At 69.0% G+C, this 16751-nt stretch carries 15 protein-coding genes and 1 pseudogene; 8 read left to right on the top strand and 8 right to left on the bottom strand.

Annotation, left to right across the window (positions count from 1 at the left end):
* The first annotated feature begins 2 nt into the window (after positions 1–2).
* Entirely contained in the window at positions 3–1085 is a 1083-nt protein-coding gene (locus tag AC4HOU_RS20500; RefSeq protein WP_490724948.1) for an AraC family transcriptional regulator, read from the top strand.
* A 26-nt stretch (positions 1086–1111) separates the two neighbouring features.
* Here the strand turns inward: AC4HOU_RS20500 and AC4HOU_RS20505 are convergent.
* The 3 genes and pseudogenes from AC4HOU_RS20505 to ctaC form a co-directional block, all read right to left on the bottom strand.
* A pseudogene (locus AC4HOU_RS20505) lies at positions 1112–1798 on the bottom strand (SDR family oxidoreductase); the annotation flags it as partial.
* A 63-nt stretch (positions 1799–1861) separates the two neighbouring features.
* Positions 1862–2278: a cytochrome c oxidase subunit 4 gene (locus AC4HOU_RS20510; RefSeq protein WP_163816748.1), complete on the bottom strand. Its 417-nt coding sequence runs from the start codon at positions 2276–2278 to the stop codon at positions 1862–1864.
* 13 nt (positions 2279–2291) lie between these two features.
* Entirely contained in the window at positions 2292–3383 is a 1092-nt protein-coding gene (gene ctaC, locus AC4HOU_RS20515) for an aa3-type cytochrome oxidase subunit II (RefSeq protein ID WP_130915759.1), read from the bottom strand.
* A 514-nt stretch (positions 3384–3897) separates the two neighbouring features.
* Here ctaC and asnB point away from each other — a divergent pair.
* Entirely contained in the window at positions 3898–5841 is a 1944-nt protein-coding gene (gene asnB, locus AC4HOU_RS20520; RefSeq protein WP_195021091.1) for an asparagine synthase (glutamine-hydrolyzing), read from the top strand.
* A gap of 224 nt (positions 5842–6065) precedes the next feature.
* Here asnB and AC4HOU_RS20525 read toward each other — a convergent pair whose 3' ends face one another.
* Together AC4HOU_RS20525 and AC4HOU_RS20530 are read right to left on the bottom strand one after the other, a co-directional pair.
* Positions 6066–7037, bottom strand: coding sequence for a carbohydrate kinase family protein (locus AC4HOU_RS20525; RefSeq protein WP_163816751.1), 972 nt, complete (start codon positions 7035–7037; stop codon positions 6066–6068).
* Positions 7038–7136: 99 nt separating this feature from the next.
* On the bottom strand, positions 7137–7487 hold the full coding sequence (locus AC4HOU_RS20530) for a HesB/IscA family protein (protein WP_014350070.1): 351 nt from the start codon (positions 7485–7487) through the stop codon (positions 7137–7139).
* 195 nt (positions 7488–7682) lie between these two features.
* On the opposite strand from AC4HOU_RS20530, the gene AC4HOU_RS20535 reads away from it, so the two are divergent.
* From AC4HOU_RS20535 to AC4HOU_RS20560, 6 genes are all read left to right on the top strand, one after another.
* Positions 7683–8351 (top strand): DUF3043 domain-containing protein, encoded by a 669-nt coding sequence (locus AC4HOU_RS20535; protein ID WP_036535178.1) that lies wholly within the window; start codon positions 7683–7685, stop codon positions 8349–8351.
* Between the two features lie 263 nt (positions 8352–8614).
* A complete protein-coding gene (locus AC4HOU_RS20540; RefSeq protein ID WP_163816753.1) occupies positions 8615–9574 on the top strand; it encodes a helix-turn-helix domain-containing protein in 960 nt (319 codons plus the stop codon).
* Between the two features lie 183 nt (positions 9575–9757).
* Positions 9758–10303, top strand: a complete 546-nt coding sequence (locus tag AC4HOU_RS20545) for a bifunctional adenosylcobinamide kinase/adenosylcobinamide-phosphate guanylyltransferase (RefSeq protein ID WP_490724949.1) — start codon at positions 9758–9760, stop codon at positions 10301–10303.
* 304 nt (positions 10304–10607) lie between these two features.
* Positions 10608–11708 (top strand): nicotinate-nucleotide--dimethylbenzimidazole phosphoribosyltransferase, encoded by a 1101-nt coding sequence (gene cobT, locus AC4HOU_RS20550; RefSeq protein ID WP_163816757.1) that lies wholly within the window; start codon positions 10608–10610, stop codon positions 11706–11708.
* 175 nt (positions 11709–11883) lie between these two features.
* The gene (locus AC4HOU_RS20555) at positions 11884–12633 is read left to right on the top strand and encodes an adenosylcobinamide-GDP ribazoletransferase (protein WP_490724950.1); all 750 of its coding nucleotides are present in this window, start codon (positions 11884–11886) and stop codon (positions 12631–12633) included.
* Between the two features lie 149 nt (positions 12634–12782).
* A complete protein-coding gene (locus AC4HOU_RS20560) occupies positions 12783–13496 on the top strand; it encodes an MBL fold metallo-hydrolase (protein WP_163816764.1) in 714 nt (237 codons plus the stop codon).
* A 54-nt stretch (positions 13497–13550) separates the two neighbouring features.
* Here the strand turns inward: AC4HOU_RS20560 and AC4HOU_RS20565 are convergent, their stop codons facing one another.
* The 3 genes from AC4HOU_RS20565 to AC4HOU_RS20575 all read right to left on the bottom strand — a co-directional run bounded on the left by AC4HOU_RS20565 (position 13551) and on the right by AC4HOU_RS20575 (position 16687).
* On the bottom strand, positions 13551–14651 hold the full coding sequence (locus AC4HOU_RS20565) for a branched-chain amino acid aminotransferase (protein ID WP_490724951.1): 1101 nt from the start codon (positions 14649–14651) through the stop codon (positions 13551–13553).
* 77 nt (positions 14652–14728) lie between these two features.
* Positions 14729–15829, bottom strand: coding sequence for a glycine cleavage system aminomethyltransferase GcvT (gene gcvT, locus AC4HOU_RS20570; RefSeq protein ID WP_490724952.1), 1101 nt, complete (start codon positions 15827–15829; stop codon positions 14729–14731).
* Positions 15830–16078: 249 nt separating this feature from the next.
* Positions 16079–16687 carry a GNAT family N-acetyltransferase gene (locus AC4HOU_RS20575; RefSeq protein ID WP_490724953.1) on the bottom strand — a complete coding sequence of 203 codons (609 nt, stop codon included), beginning with the start codon at positions 16685–16687 and terminating at the stop codon, positions 16079–16081.
* Between the last annotated feature and the right edge of the window lie 64 nt (positions 16688–16751).

Raw genomic sequence — 16751 nt, forward strand, 5'->3', positions numbered from 1 at the left:
GGGTGGATGTGTTCGACGAACTGCTGCGCAATGTCCGGGGTAACGGGTCGGTGTTCGGACAGCCACAGGTGGCGCCGATGGGGTCGTTGCGGCTGGGGGAATCGGCGTACCTGACGTTGTGCGCGCCGATGCGTGGCAGCGGGGTGCTGGACGCCGGTGCGGGGCAGCCGCGGCGAATCGTGGCCGGGCAGACGGCGATCGTGTGCGGGCCCGAACCGTTCACCTTCACCGACGCACCCGAACCCGGCGCGGACAGCTCCGAGCCGACCGTGCTGATGGTCGGCTCCTACGACATCCGGGCCGAGGTGCCGCACCGGCTGTTGCGGGTGCTGCCGCGAGTCGCCGTCGTCACCGACGCCGAGGACTGTGGGCCACTACGCGACTACCTGCAGGCGCAGCTGTCGCTGTCGGGGCCGGGCAGGCAGATCGTGCTCGACCGCCTGCTGGACTGGCTGCTGGTGTGCACCCTGCGCGACTGGTTCGACCGGCCGGAGGCCGAGCCGCCCAGCTGGTACCGGGCGCTCGGCGACGCTGTGGTCGGCCCCGCGCTGGCCGCGATGCACGCCGACCCGGCGCGAGCCTGGTCGACCGCCGAACTCGCGGCGACGGCGGGCGTCGCGCGCACCACGTTCACCTCCCGCTTCACCGCCGCGGTGGGCCAGAGTCCGGCCGCCTACCTCACCGAATGGCGGCTCACGCTGGCCGCCGACCTGCTCGCGCACACCGAGTTGACGGTGGCCGCGATCGCCCGCCGGGTGGGATACGCGGACGCGTTCGGGTTCTCCAGCGCGTTCAAGCGGGTGCGCGGGATGAGCCCGAGCGCCTATCGGCGCAGCACGAGCGGCGCGTCCGATATCCCGGTCGCCCCAGGCGATTACCCGCGCCAGGAGTCGGCCTCCGCCGCGGCGAACGCGGCGAAGGTCCGCGGGTCACGCCCGAGCGCGCGGCGTACACCGTCGGCGACCACCGCGTCCGAGCTGGTGCGAATCGAGCTCAACGCACCCGACCAGAGTTCGATCTCCGCCGCGGAGACGCCCTGCCCGGCCAATTCCCGCTCGAAATCGGCGACCTCCACCGGGAGATAGTTCGCACGCCGCCCCGAGGCGGTCGCGATCTGGGCGAGGGCCTCCTCGATGCTCAGCGGCGCGGGCCCGGTCAGGTCGTAGACCTGACCGTCATGCCCGGTCCCGGTGAGCGCGGCCACGGCGACGTCGGCGATATCGGCGGCATCGACGAAGGCGGACTTCCCGTCGGCCGCGGGCAGGGCGAGCTCGCCCGAGAGCACGCCGCCGAGGAAGGCCCCCTCGGAGAAGTTCTGCATGAACCAGCTCGGCCGCAGCACCGTCCAGGCCAGGCCGGACTCGCGCAGCGCCTGCTCCCCCTCCAGATGGGACCGGCCACCCGCGTAGTCGGCGCCGAAATATCCGGGTGTGTCGACGCCACGGGCAGACAACAGCACCATCCGTTCGACTCCCGCCGCGGCGGCGGCACGCACGAGCGACGGTGTCGGCGAGGGCGACACATCCAGCGGCACCACGAACACCGCCCGCACCCCGTCGAGCGCGGCTTCCCAGGTCTGCGGATCGGTCCAGTCGAAGCGGGTCGCACCGGATCGGGAGGCGACGCGGACGTCGTCTCCGCGCGCCCGCAGCCGCGCCGCGACGCGCCGCCCCACTTTGCCGGTTCCACCGATGACGAGCACTGTGCTGTTTTCCATGCCCTGATCCTCACCCGCCCCGAGGGACGCGGGCCATGTCCGAGGCGCCGGAACAGATAGGCGCCTGACGGCGATCGACATTCCCCGGAAATGGCGAACGCCCCACCGGCCGGAACCTGGTGGGGCGTTCGCTACGAGGCAGTGTCAGTGCTTCTCGGGACCCATGTGGTACTCGAACACCAGCCCGCCCGCGGCGATGAGGATGCAGACGACGCCGATGCCGATCAGCCAGAACTGGAAGAAGGCCAGTCCGAGGGCGGTGATGGAGCCCGCGGCCGCCAGGGTGATGGGCCAGAAGCTGCCGGGCGAGAAGAAGCCGAGGTCGCCGGCGCCGTCGACGATCTCGGCGTCCTCGTAGTCCTCCGGGCGCAGGTCGAGGCGCCGGGCGACGAAGCGGAAGTAGGTGCCGATGATCAGCGACAGACCCGCGGTCAGCACGATGGCGGTGGTGCCCGCCCATTCGACGCCGGTGCGCGACTGTGCCGTGAAGAAGCCGTAGACGATACCGACGATGACGAAGAACACCGTCAGCAGTTCGAAAATCCGCGCTTCGATCTTCATGTCAGATCAGTCCTCAGTTGCTCTCGGCCGCGCTCTTGACGGTGCGGTCGGTGTTGAACGGCCGGGTGGAGGTGGCCACCGGCGATTCACCGATGGACTCGAGCGCTTGGGCGTTGGTCATGCCCTTGTCGCGCGCTTCGATGTAGGCCTGGAACTTCTCCGGCGAGACCGCGCGGACCTCGAAGTTCATCATCGAGTGGTAGGTACCGCACATCTCGGCGCAGCGGCCGACGAACGCGCCTTCCTTCTCGATCTCGGTGATCTGGAAGACGTTGTCGGAGTGGTTTTCCTTCGGGTTCGGCATCACGTCGCGCTTGAACAGGAACTCCGGCACCCAGAAGGCGTGGATGACGTCGGCGGCGGCGAGCTGGAACTCGATGGTCTTGCCGGTCGGCAGCACGAGCACCGGGATCTCGTTGCTGGAGCCGATGGTCTCGATCTTGTCGTAGTGCAGGTAGGACAGGATGTCGTTCTCGGGCTTACCGTGCACCGGGCCCGGCTGCGGGTGGCCGTGCTCGGGGTCGATGCGCTCCTCGTAGGCCTTCAGCTGCTCCTCGTTGAGGGCCTCACGCTCGGTGTCGATGCCGTTGTAGGTGAAACCGTTCTTCAGGTCCACGGTGCGGTAGCCGAACTTCCAGTTCCACTGGAAGGCGGTCACGTCCACGACGACGTCGGGGTTGTCGACCTTTTCGTGCACGTAGTTCTGCACGACGACGGTGAAGTAGAACAGCACCGCGATGATGACGAACGGGATCGCCGTGTAGGTCAGCTCCAGCGGCACGTTGTAGCCGGTCTGGCGCGGGAACTCCGGCGAGTCCTTCTTCTTGCGGTGGAAGGCGATGGTCCAGAAGGTCAGGCCCCACACCAGCACACCCATCAGCAGGGCGGCGACGACCGACCAGGTCCACAGCTCGCGCATGCGGGTGGCCTGCGGCGTGATGCCCGATGGCCAGCCGAACCGCAGCCAGACATTGTCGATCGAGCAGCCCGAGACGAGCATCGCGGTGATCCCCAAGGACACCGCCAGCCCGGCCCGCCGAAGGACACGGCCCTGCCGCCCCCGGGCGGGGTGTGCCCCGATCTCGTCGCTCGCCTTGTGCGCCACGCTCACGCCTTCCTGGTCGCCACACATTCCGACACTGCACCGTCCGCTGGGGACGGCACGTCAACAGCTTGTCCGAACCTCACCGCGGATACCGGCGCTTTCGCGCACGGAGCACCACGGGACGGCCCGAGTACTACGCAGCGTAGACCAAACCTGGTCTTGGTTCCGCGTCGGGTCGGCTTCGACACTCCGTGGTGCGGTGCGCATCCGCGCCCGTACGCGCATCCGCCCAGCACGCGGGCGTTCGGCGATACCGCGACCCGTTGCGCACCCGCCACATCGCCGTGTTCGTCACCGGCGACATCACCGGACGCGCCGCCGGTCCGGCGCCGGAGTCGCACCGCGGCGCGGCGGCCGATTCCCGGGGTCGGCGCCGTCCGCGTCCGAGCCCTGAACAACGCGATCGGCGGCCGAGTGGGGCATACTCGGTCACTAGATTTTCGCCAGGGAATCCCCCGCCGCGCGCGAACCGAATCGGCGCGGTCCCGACCACAGGAAAGAGGTTGCCGGCACCGTGTGTGGACTGCTCGGATTTCTGACGTCTGACAAAGCAGCGCCCGACACGGTGGAGCAGGTGTACGACGCCCTGCACTGCGGCCGCCACCGCGGCCCGGACGAGCGCGGGACCTGGCACGACGAGCACGTGATCTTCGGTTTCAACCGGCTGTCGATCATCGATATCGAGCATTCGCATCAGCCGCTGCGCTGGGGCCCGGCCGACAACCCGCAGCGTTATGCCCTCACCTTCAACGGTGAGATCTACAACTACCTGGAGTTGCGCGAGGAGCTGGCGCGCGAGCACGCCGCCGAGTTCCCCGACGGCGCCATGTTCGCCACCGAGGGCGACAGCGAATCCATCGTCGCGGCCTTCCACTATTGGGGCCCGGACGCGGTGCGCAGGCTGCGCGGCATGTTCGCGTTCGCGATCTGGGATACCGAGACCGAGCAGCTGTTCCTGGCCCGCGACCCGTTCGGCATCAAGCCGCTGTTCCTGGCCACCGGCCCCGGCGGCACCGCGTTCAGCAGCGAGAAGAAGAGCTTGCTGGAGTTGCTGCCTGCGATCGGCGCGGGCGATGAGCTGGATCCGCGCGCGCTCGAGCACTACACGGTGCTGCAATATGTGCCCGAGCCGGAGACGCTGCACGCGGCCGTCCGCAGGCTGGAGTCCGGTAGTTACGCGATGGTCCAGCCCGGCGAGGAGCCGAAGACGGTCCGCTACTTCGAGCCGAAGTTCCGGGTGAAGCCGTTCGCGGCCGGCTCCGAGCAAGCGCGGTACCGGGAGATCGCCGCGGCGCTGGAGGACTCGGTCGCCAAGCACATGCGTGCCGATGTGACCGTCGGTTCGTTCCTGTCCGGCGGCATCGACTCCACCGCCATCGCCGCGCTGGCCATGCGGCACAACCCGAATCTGATCACCTTCACCACCGGGTTCGAGCGGGAGGGCTATTCGGAGGTCGATGTCGCCGCCGAGAGCGCCGCAGCGATCGGGGCCCGCCATATCGTCAAGGTGGTCTCCCCCGCCGAGTTCGCCGCCGCCATCCCCGAGATCGTCTGGTATCTCGACGATCCGGTGGCCGACCCAGCACTGGTGCCGCTGTATTTCGTGGCCAAGGAGGCCCGCAAGCACGTCAAGGTGGTGCTCTCCGGCGAGGGCGCCGACGAGCTGTTCGGCGGCTACACCATCTACCGGGAACCGTTGTCGCTGAAGCCGTTCGAGCGACTGCCGCGCGGGCTGCGCAAGCTCGCCGGCAAGCTGTCGGACCGGATTCCGGAAGGCACCCGCGGCAAGAGCCTGCTGCACCGCGGATCGCTGACGTTGGAAGAGCGCTACTACGGCAATGCCCGCAGCTTCAACGACGCCCAATTGCGTGCGGTGCTGCGCGATTTCCGGCCCGAATGGACCCATCAGGACGTCACCGCGCCGATCTACGCGAAATCGCGCGGCTGGGATCCGGTGGCCCGGATGCAGCATCTGGACCTGTTCACCTGGCTGCGCGGCGACATCCTGGTCAAGGCCGACAAGATGACGATGGCGAACTCGCTGGAGCTGCGCGTGCCGTTCCTGGATTCGGAGGTCTTCGCGGTCGCCGAGCGGATTCCGTTCGAGCAGAAGATCACCAAGGACACCACCAAGTACGCGCTGCGCCAGGCCCTCGAAGGCATCGTGCCCCCGCATGTGCTGCACCGCGCCAAGCTGGGTTTCCCTGTGCCGCTGCGGCATTGGCTGCGCGGCACCGAACTCTACGACTGGGCCCGGCAGCAGATCGCCGAATCGCAGACCGATCACCTGCTGGACAAGGCCGCGATCACGAAGATGCTCGAGGCGCACCGGGCAGGTACCTCCGACCACAGCCGCAGGCTCTGGACGCTGCTGGTGTTCATGGTGTGGCACGGAATCTTCGTCGAGGATCGGATCAAGCCGGAGATCCAGGAGCCGACGTATCCGGTGTCGTTGTAGTCGCCGACCGCTGAAATCGCCGAATGCCCCGCTCTGTTCGAGCGGGGCATTCGTGTGTCAGAAGTTCCGGTGGGACCGAATCCCGCCGCCACAGCGGGGCGAGTTCGATCCCTCGATCGCGCCGACGCGGCGATCGCGCGAACCGCGTTGCGAGCTGGTGCGGACATCGACGACACGCTCATGCGAGAGTCGGCGTCTCGAGCTGGCGTGGCGGGAGCCGTCTCTCAGCGCAGCAGCGGTTCCAGTTCGGCGGCCGATTCGGGGCCGTAGGCCTGGGTCAGGCGCTTGAGGGCGTCATCGGGGTCGAGGCTCCATTCCTGGGTGCCGACGGTCTCCAGCACCAGCACCGCCACCAGCGAGCCCAGCTGTGCGGCGCGTTCCAGGCTCAGGCCTGCGGTGTGGCCGGTCAGGAAGCCGGCGCGGAAGGCGTCACCGACACCGGTCGGGTCGACCTTGGCGTTCTCCGGCACCACACCGACACGAACCTCGGTGCCGTCGCGGTCGACCACGAGCACCCCGTTCTTGCCGAGGGTGGTGACCCGGATGCCGACGCGCGCGGCCACTTCCTCCTCGGTAAGCCCGGACTTCTGCTTCAGCAGACCCCACTCGTATTCGTTGGTGAACAAGTAGGCGGCGCCGTCGATGAGTTGAACGGTCTGATCGCCGTCGAGGCGGGCCAGCTGCTGGGAGGGGTCCGCGGCGAAAGGAATGTCGAGTTCACGGCATTCGGCGGTGTGCCGCAGCATCGCCTCGGGGTCGTTCGCGCCGACCAGCACCAGGTCGAGAGTGCGGTCCTCGACCAGACCCGCGATGGAGATGTCCCGGGCCTCGCTCATCGCGCCCGGGTAGAAGGAGGCGATCTGGGCCATGTCCTCGTCGGTGGTGCAGACGAAGCGCGCGGTGTGCGCGGAATCGGAGATACGCACGGCCGAGCAGTCGACACCGTGGGATTCCAGCCACTGCCGGTACTCGCTGAAATCGGCACCGACGGCACCGAGCAGCAGCGGGTTCCGGCCGAGCAGGCCCATGGCATAGGCGATGTTGCCGCCGACCCCGCCGCGACGGATCACCAGATCGTCGACGAGGAAGCTCAGCGACACATGGTCGAGCTGATCGGCCAGCAGGACGTCGGCGAACCGCCCGGGAAAGCGCATGAGATGGTCGGTCGCAATGGACGCGGATACGGCAATGGACACGTAGCTGAACCCCTCTGGAGGCGGCAAAAGGCGAAGACCTGGACCGGAGTCCGGGTCTTCACCGTATCAACTACGTGTCCGTTGAAGGAACAACTGAGATCAGTTGAACGAATCGCCGCAGGCGCAGGAACCGGTGGCGTTGGGGTTGTCGATGGTGAAACCCTGCTTCTCGATGGTGTCGACGAAGTCGATCGAGGCACCCTGCACGTACGGGGCACTCATCCGGTCGACCGCGAGGGTGACGCCACCGAAATCGACGGTCAGATCGCCGTCGAGCGAACGGTCGTCGAAGAACAGCTGGTAGCGCAGGCCCGCGCAACCACCCGGCTGCACGGCGATCCGCAGTGCCAGGTCGTCACGACCCTCCTGGTCCAGCAGCGCCTTCGCCTTCGCGGCGGCTGCGTCGGTGAGCGTCACACCGTGGACTTCGGTCTCGTTCTGCACTGTCATGAACTCTCCTAAGGACAGCTGTGGTCATCCCGTGAACAGCGCACGGCTCGTCGGGAGTCAACACCACCGGGCGGGCTGCTATTCCCATCTTGCCACCTTCTCCGCCTGCGCTGGACCCGACCCGGGTGACCCCGCCCACGTGTGTCGGGCAGACCGCATTTCCGGCCGTGGCATATATCGAATAGCCTGGTTGCTGTGAAATTGTTCCGCCGCGGCGACTCCAGCACCACCGACGAGCCCGCCGACCGCACGACCGCGGACGGCGATCCCGCCGCGAGTTCCGCGCGGCAGGCCGCCACCGCCACCGCGGGTAAGGGCCGTCCCACCCCGAAACGTCGTGATGCCGAAGGCAGGCGTCGCGGCCCGGTCGCACCTGCCCCGCTCACCGCGAAAGAGGCCCGTGCCCGGCGCAAAGCCACCAGGGGCAACAAGGCCGAGCGCAAAACGGCCGCCGCCGAGCGCCGCGCCGCCGCCCAGGACCGGCGCGCCCGCATGCTGGCCGGCGAGGACAAGTACCTGCTGCCGCGCGATCAGGGCCCGGTGCGCGCGTTCGTCCGCGATATCGTCGACGCCCGCCGCAACCTCGTCGGCCTGTTCATGCCGATGGCGCTGGTGCTGATCCTGTCGATGTTCGCCGCACCTGCGCTGCAATCGATCGTGACCTTGGCCATGCTGGTCATGATGCTGTTCATGGCCATCGAGGGCGTGATGCTCGGCCGTATCGTCAACAACCGGGTCCGCGAGCGGTTCCCCGATTCCACCGACACCGGGTTCCGGCTCGGGTGGTACGCGTTCGTGCGCGCCTCACAGATCCGCAAGATGCGGGCACCGAAGCCGCGGGTGGGTCCGGGCGACGCGGTCTGAGGATTCGCCATACCGTCAGCGGTGCGGCGCTCGTGATCGCATTGCCGCGAGTTCCTCGCGTGCCCGTTGGACGTCGCGATCGATGACGTCCGTCGAGCCCACTCGCCCGAAGCCGAGCCATCCGATCGCCGCTACGAACGCTGCCAATGCCACCAGGGTTATCACCAATCCAGCCATGGCAGTAATTGTTCGCCCGCCGATATACGGCCGAAAGTGGCAGTACTGACATCCTTCGTCAATATTCGGCCAGATAAACTGACGGCATGCTGTCGAAGGTCGCCGTCGTGCTCTCCGAACGGCTGGCCATGTTCGAGTTCGGGGTGATCTGCGAGGTCTTCGGCCTCGACCGCACCGCCGACGGCCTGCCCGGATTCGACTTCCGGGTGTGCGGGCGGGATCCCGGTACACCGCTGCCCGCCACCTCGCCGGGCATCACGGTCACGCCGGAATACGGACTCGGCGAACTCGCCGCCGCCGATCTGGTGGCGATTCCGGCCTTTCCCGCCACCACCCACCACGACCCCGTCGTCGTCGACGCCGTGCGCGCGGCCGCCGACGCCGGCGCCATCGTGCTCACCGTCTGCTCCGGCGCCTTCCTGGCGGGTGCCGCGGGTTTGCTCGACGGACGCAAATGCACCACCCACTGGCGCTACGTCGACCAACTCGCCGCGCAATTCCCGGAAGCGACCGTCGACCCGGACGTACTGTTCGTCGACGAAGGCAACCTCATCACCAGCGCGGGCACCGCCGCCGGCATCGACGCCTGCCTGCATCTGGTGCGCCGCGAAATCGGCAGCGCCGCGGCCAATGGCATCGCCCGCCGCATGGTCGTGCCGCCCCAGCGCGACGGCGGCCAACGCCAATTCATCGAACGCCCCGTCCCCGAATGCGCCTCCGACAGCCTGCGCGAGACGCTGGAATGGATGCAGCACAACCTCGACCTCCCGCACACCGTGGAGTCCCTGGCTGCTCGCGCGACCATGTCCACCCGTACGTTCGCCCGCCGCTTCGCCGCCGAAACCGGCACCACACCGGTCAAATGGCTGACGACGCAGCGCGTCCAGCTCGCCGAACATCTCCTCGAGGACACCGACCTCGGGCTCGAGCAGATCGCCACCCGCGCCGGATTCGGTTCGGCCGCCCTGCTGCGTCACCACTTCCAGCGCGTGGTCGGGATCGCGCCGACGGAGTACCGGCGCCGCTTCGGTGGTGGGACGCGGTAGTGCTGCGGTTCACGCCGCGTCGGCAGCCGCGCCGGACCGCACCCGTGATCACCGAAGTGTCCGGGACCACGACATCGGCGCGCCGAATCGACGCTGTTGCTGAACCGAGCCCCTGTCGAGCAGGAGGCTTCCGAGCGGCGTTCGCGGCGTTCACGCCCTCATACGAGTTGGTAGCGTGCACGGGTGTCACCCACGCCGCAATCGTCTCCCGCGCGGCGCACCCTCGTACTCGGGGGCGCGCGATCGGGGAAATCGGCATACGCGGAATCGCTGGTTGCGGGTGGTCCGGTGCGCTATATCGCGACAGCGATCCCTGACCCCTCGGATGCCGACTTCGCCGAGCGCATCGCCGAGCATCGCGAGCGACGCCCCGCCGACTGGCTGACCGTCGAAAATGCCGACGCCGCAACAGTTCTCGCCGATCCCTACCCCGGCGCCACGCTGATCGACGACATCGGCACCTGGCTCACCGAGCGCCTCGACGCCCGCAGCGCCTGGGAGCAGCCGCGCGGTACGGTCTCCCCCGACACCGACGCCCTCGTCGCCGCCGTCGCCGCGTACCGGGACCGGCTCGTCATAGTCAGCCCGGAAGTCGGCATGGGCGTCATTCCGGCCACGCGTTCCGGGCGCCTGTTCCGCGATGAGATCGGCACCCTCAACCAGCGCCTCGCCCAGGTGTGTGACGAAGCGGTCCTCATCGTCGCGGGGCTGCCGCTGCGTTTGGGATGAGCCGCCTCGTCGCCGCCGGCCGGGTGCCGCCGCATGTTCGGCGATTATCAGCACCCACCGGCGAGTGGCTCAGGTGTGCGACGACGTAGTTCCCACCGTCTCGGAGCTGCCACTGCCATTGGGTCGAGGGAGCGCCGTCCCGGTAGCCGCTCCGGTCAGGCTCGGCCAGATGGGATCGGCGCTCTCGATCAGCAGTCGGCAAGGCCTGCGACGAGGCCGTAGTCGACGCCGCTGGGCGCGACCCCCGCACCGCAACGGGCGGTGGGTGACAGATGATCACCGCCGGGCAAGATGGTGCGCAGTGATGGATGCGCGACCGGAGGAGCTCGGCACAGTGGAACAGGGATTCGGAGTGGTTGCGGCGCCGGACGCACAGGTTCGGGCGGCGGCGCAGCTGCGGCAGACCCGGCTCACCAAACCCGGTGGGGCGCTGGGACGGTTGGAAACCCTGGGCAACTGGGTCGCCGCATGCCAGGGCGTCTGCCCGCCGAAGCAGTTCGAGCGCGCGCGGGTCGTGGTGTTCGCCGGGGATCACGGGATCGCACGGCACGGCGTTTCGGCGTACCCGAGCGAGGTGACCGCGCAGATGGTCGCCAACTTCCTCGGCGGCGGGGCCGCGGTGAACGCGGTGGCGCGGGTGGCCGACGCGACGGTGCGGGTGGTCGATATGGCGGTGGACGCCGACACCGATCCGGGCATCTCCCAGCACAAGGTGCGCCGGTCCAGCGGCAGCATCGACCGCGAGGACGCCCTCACTGCCGACGAGGTCACCGCCGCCCTGGCCGCGGGGCGCGCCATCGCCGACGAGGAGATCGATGCGGGCGCCGACCTGCTCATCGCCGGCGATATGGGCATCGGCAACACCACCCCGGCGACCGTGCTGATCGCCACCCTCACCACGACCGAGCCGGTGGCGGCGGTCGGGCGCGGCACCGGCGTCGACGACGCGGGCTGGATCCGCAAGGTCGCCGCCATCCGCGATGCCATGCGCCGAGCGCGGCCGGTCGCCAAGGATCCGGTCGATCTGCTGCGGGTCGCGGCGGGGGCCGATATCGCGGCCATGGCGGGTTTCCTGGCGCAGGCCGCCGCCCGCCGCACCCCCGTCATCCTCGACGGACTCGTCGTCACCGCCGCCGCGCTGGTCGCCGAAGACCTCGCCGCCGGCGCACGCGAGTGGTGGCTGGCCGGGCACCGCTCCACCGAACCCGCCCACGCCCTCGCCCTCACCAACCTGCGCCTGGAGCCGCTGATCGATCTCGAGATGCGCCTCGGCGAAGGTTCCGGCGCCCTCACCGCCCTGCCGATCCTGCGCGCCGCGGTGGCCGCTCTCGCCGACATGGCCACCTTCGACGAGGCCGGGGTAAGCACCTCGGATGCCGCATCCACCGTCGACCTGCATAAATGACGAGCCGACCGCGCCCACACACGCTGAAACGGCCGCCGCCGCGCCGATGGGCCGCCACCGCCAACCTTCTTCGCGTGGGCTCGCCTCATCCCCCGGCGGCAACCTTGTCGGGCACCGGTGATCACCGACCATTCCGCAGTCACCTGAGCACCCGGCTCTCGACGGAGCTGACCCCATGATCGGGCCGCGCCTGGCGTTCTCCTGGCTGACGGTTCTCCCGGTGCGCGGACCCGACACCGTCGACCGGAAGGCCGCCGGTATCGCCATCGCCTGGGCCCCGGTCGTCGGGGTCGTGCTCGGTTCGCTGGCGTGCGCGGTGCTGTGGCTGGGCACGACCGCCGGCGCGAGCGCGCCGGTCGCCGGGCTGCTCGCCGTCGGAGTGCTCGCGCTGAGCACCCGGGGCATGCATCTGGACGGGCTCGCCGACACCGCCGACGGACTCGGCAGCTACGGCCCGCCCGAGCGGGCCCGCGAGATCATGAAGAGCGGCAGTGCCGGACCGTTCGGCGTCACCGCCATCGTGTTCGCCATTGGCCTGCAAGCCTTCTCCTTCGCCGCGCTCGCCGACGCGCAGCGCTGGTTCGCCGTGGTCCTGGCCGTCGCGCTCGGCCGGGTCGCGGTGGTCGCCGCCTGCCGCACGGGAATCACCGCCGCGCCGGGCACCGGGTTCGGTGCACTGGTCGCGGGCACCCAATCACCGATCACCGTGGGGCTCTGGGCGCTGGTCGCGGTGCTCGCCACCTACTTCGCCGTCCCCGATCACCGCTGGCTCGGCCCGCTCGTCGTGCTGCTCATCGCGCCGGCGGTACTGCTCCTCGTCCGTCACTGCCTGCGCCGGTTCGGCGGGCTCTCCGGCGACGTCCTCGGCACCGCCATCGAAACCACCACCGCCCTCACCGCCCTCGGCTTCTCGCTGGGAACCTGATCGGTCCGAGCGCACCGCCCACGAGCCCCGACCGTCCCAGTCACTCGACCGCCGTCTACCTGCGCCGATCGCGCAAACTGAGGTCGCGGCACGTCAAAACGACCCACTGACCCGACACCGCCGATGGCCTTGGCCCTACAGTGACGGGTATGTCAGCCGAGCGCCTGTACTTTCGTCAGCTGTTGTCCGGACGGGATTTCGCCGTCGGTGATCCCATCGCGACACAGATGCGCAATTTCGCCTATCTGATCGGCGACCGGGAGACCGGTGAGTGCGTGGTGGTCGATCCGGCGTATGCCGCCGGTGAGCTGGCCGATATCGCCGAGAACGATGGACTGCGGCTGACCGGGGTACTCGCCACCCACCATCATCCCGATCACGTCGGCGGCACCATGCTCGGCTTCACCCTGCGCGGGGTGCGTGAGTTACTCGAAAAGACCAGCGTCGCAGTGCATGTCAACAACCAGGAACTTCCGTGGGTCGCCAATGTCACCGGGATCGCGCCCAGCGAGCTCACCGGTCACGACCACGGCGACAAGGTGAGCGTCGGCGCGTTCGACATCGAGTTGCTGCACACCCCCGGCCACACGCCCGGCAGCCAGTGCTTCCTGTTCGACAACCGCTTGATCGCCGGCGACACGCTGTTCGTGGACGGGTGCGGGCGCACCGACTTCCCGGGCGGTGATTCCGAGGCGATGTTCCGCAGCCTGCGCTACCTGTCCGAGCTGGACGGCAATCCCACGGTCTACCCCGGCCACTGGTACAGCCAGGACCCGAGCGCCGCACTCGACACGATCCGCGCGAACAATTACGTGCTGCGGCCGACGTCGCTGGCCGAGTGGCAGGCGCTCATGCCCGGCTGAGCAGCGCTCCGGCCGGTGCCGCACGCAGCGCTCCGGCCGGATTCGGCCGCACCGTCACAGACGGCGCATCCACTGGTGGATATCGGCGAAGGTACCGCGCTGGATTCCGGTGAGGGTCTCGCGCAGCGCCATGGTGACCTCGCCCGGCTCACCGCCGCCGATGGCGAACTCCTCGTCACCGGAACGCACCCAGCCGACCGGCGTGATGACGGCGGCCGTGCCACAGGCGAAAACCTCGGTGATTTCACCGGATTCGGCGCCCTTACGCCATTCCTCCACCGAGATCTTGCGCTCTTCGACCTGGTAGCCGGAGTCTGCGGCGAGGGTCAGCAGCGAGTCGCGGGTGATGCCCGGCAGCAGCGAACCGGACAGTTCCGGCGTCACCAGACGAGCCTCCGAGCCGGACCCGAAGACGAAAAACAGGTTGTTGGTGCCCATCTCCTCGACGTAGCGGCGCTCGCAGGCATCCAGCCACACCACCTGGTCGCAGCCCTTCTCGGTGGCCTCGGCCTGGGCCAGCAGCGAGGCCGCGTAGTTGCCCGCCACCTTCGCCTCGCCGGTGCCACCGGGCGCGGCGCGCACGTATTCGGTGGACAGCCACACCCGCACCGGCTTCACACCGCGCGGGAAGTAGGCGCCGGCGGGCGAGCCGAGCAGCAGGTACTTGTAGGCCGCGGCGGGCTTCACGCCGAGGCCGGACTCGGTGGCGAACATGAACGGCCGCAGGTACAGCGACTCCTCGCCGCCTGCCGCGGGCACCCAGCGCTCGTCGACCTCGAGCAGCTGGCGCACCGATTCGATGAACAGCTCCTCCGGCAGTTCCGCCATCGCCATCCGGCGCGCGGAGCGACGGAAGCGGGCGGCGTTGGCGTCGATCCGGAAGCAGGAGATGCCGCCGTCGGGCTGCCGGTAGGCCTTCAACCCTTCGAAGATGGCCTGCCCGTAGTGGAACACCATGGTCGCCGGATCCATCGACAGTGGGCCGTAGGGCTCGACGCGGGCGTTGGTCCAGCCCGCGGCCTCGGTGTAGTCGATGGAGACCATGTGATCGGTGAAGTACCGGCCGAACCCCGGTGCCGTCAGTATCTCCTGTACCCGCTGCTCCGGAAGCGGCGCCGGATGCGGAATACGGGTGAACTGTGCAGCAGCGGTCATACCGCGATCTTATCGGTCGAGGTTTCGCCGCTTTTCGGCGCGTTTGTTTGCGCCTTGCGGCAGTCGGTCGGAGCCCGCTATTTCGCCTTGACTTCGACGAACGGCGGCCGGACCACCTCGCACCGCAGCCTGCGCCCGCGCACGTCCACCTCGACCTCGGCGCCCGGTTCGAGCGCGGCCTCGGTATCGAGCAGGGCGAGCGCGATACCCACCTTCAGCGACGGCGAGAACGTTCCCGAGGTGGTCTCGCCCACGACCGCGTCCCCGAGCAGCACCTGCTGGCCCTGCCGGAGCACCCCACGATCGAGTGCCTTCAGCCCCAACAGGATTCGCTTCGGCCCGGCCGCCTTCTCCTGCTCCAGCGCCGCCTTGCCCCAGAACTGCGGCTTCTTCCAGCCGACCGCCCAGCCGACGCGCGCCTGCACCGGGGTGATCTCGGTGGACAGCTCGTGCCCGTGCAGCGGGTAGCCCATCTCGGTGCGCAGGGTGTCGCGGGCGCCGAGCCCGGCGACCTGACCGCCGGCGGCCTGGACCTCGCGCACCAGAACGCGGAACAGCGGCTCGGCGTCGGCCCAGCGCGGCAGCAGCTCGTAGCCGTGTTCGCCGGTGTAGCCGGTGCGGCAGACCCGTACCGGCCGCCCGTCCCACTCGGCGTCGGCGTAGGCCATGTATTCGAGGTCGGTCGGCAGGCCGAGCGCGGTGAGCACCTCGGTGGAGCGCGGGCCCTGCACCGCGAACACCGCGTAGTCGCGGTGCTCGTCGGTCACCGTGATGGCGTCGGGAGCCACCTTCCGCATCTCGGCGACCACCGTCGCGGTGTTGGCGGCATTGGGGACCAGGAAGATCTCGTCGGCGCCGACGTAGTAAGCGATCAGATCGTCGATGACGCCGCCGTCCTCGGTGCAGCACAGGGTGTACTGCGCCTTGCCCGGCTGGATCCGCCCCAGATCGTTGGTCAGCGTCGCGTTGACGAACTCCGCGGCGCCCGGCCCGCGCACCGTCGCCTTGCCCAGATGACTGACGTCGAACAGCCCGACCGCGGTCCGCACCGCCTGATGCTCGGCCACCGTCCCCGCATACGACACCGGCATCTGCCACCCACCGAACGGCGCGAAACTCGCCCCGAGTTCGACGTGGAGATCATGGATCGGCCCTTGCAACAGGTCAGCGTCGCTCACCCGGCGAGCTTAACCCGCGCGAGATGCCCGCCCGCCCGGTGCATCGGCACGGCCGTTCGGACACCCCATCCGTTCGACAAGAGCAAGGCCGCAGTCCGCCAGATCGCCCACCGCACGCTCGGTGCGGCCATCGTGATGATCGAGGCGCTGCCGTGACCGACGCCCGCGCGGGCAGAGCGGGCAGAGCGGGCAGAACAGCGACCGGCAGGCACCGGCCGAGCCGCAGCCCCCGGCCGTCCGGCTGCGCGATCAGGGCCGGAACCACATCGGGATCAGCGTCGGCCCGTTCTCCGGGAGCGGATGGGTGGTGCCGGTGGCCTCGAATCCGCAGCGCTTGTACAGCCGCGACGAGCGTTCGGTGCTGGCCTCCAGGAACGCGGGCATCTGCTCGGCCGAATACACCGTCAACCGATCGCCGATGATCGCGGCGCCTGCACCTTTACCGCGATGTTCGGGCACGGTGACGATCACCTGGAGGTACCGATGCGGGAATTCCCGCGGGTGTTCTGCGGCGAGCAGCGCCGTCAGCGTTTCCAACCGGCGCGCGATGCTGAGGTCCGGCGCCTGCTGCCGCATCGCCCGCGCCTCCTCCGCATCGGCCAGGAACCGCTCCGGCGAGGTGACGTGCTGCCAGATCGACACCGCCCAGATGTCGTCGCCGGAGCCCGCGATCCAGATCTCGTCCTCTTTCAGGCCGCGGTCGATGATCATCGGCACGTGCTGGTCGATGAACGGCTCGATCGGATGCCCCTCCAAGACCCACGCGGTCACCGCCTCGTCCGAGCACTTGCCGAACGCCTCGATCACCGGATCCCGATCCGCCTCGGTCGCCCGACGCACCGTCAGCGTGTCACCCATGACTACTTCCTCCCGCTGCGAACAGTGTCTTCGGTTGCCAAAGTAGAGCGACACCAACGCCCTT

The organism is Nocardia sp. JCM 38205, assembly GCF_058222935.1.